At 63.0% G+C, this 281-nt stretch carries 1 protein-coding gene; it reads left to right on the top strand.

Annotated elements, in window-relative coordinates:
- On the top strand, nucleotides 1-281 hold a 281-nt coding region (locus tag HZI36_RS26795; RefSeq protein WP_425485304.1), incomplete at both ends, for an ABC transporter permease.

The following is a 281-nucleotide window of genomic DNA, read 5'->3' as shown; positions in this document are numbered from 1 at the left end:
ACGGTGCTGTGCCTGCTGATCGGCTATCCGATGGCGTACTACATCGCGCGCTCGGAGCCGGCGCGGCGCAACGTGCTGATGATGGCGGTGATGCTGCCGTTCTGGACGTCGTTCCTGATCCGGGTGTACGCGTGGATCGGCATCCTGAAGGACGACGGCCTCTTGAACCACGCGCTGATGGCGATCGGTCTGATCCACTCGCCGCTGCGGCTGTATCACAGCGACGCGGGGGTGTACATCGGGATGGTGTATTCGTACCTGCCGTTCATGGTGATGCCGCT

The sequence above is a fragment of the Burkholderia guangdongensis genome (assembly GCF_013403875.1).
GTDB lineage: Bacteria > Pseudomonadota > Gammaproteobacteria > Burkholderiales > Burkholderiaceae > Burkholderia > Burkholderia guangdongensis.
The sequence above is the reverse complement of the archived record's forward strand: the minus strand, read 5'-3'. Positions and strand labels throughout refer to the sequence as shown.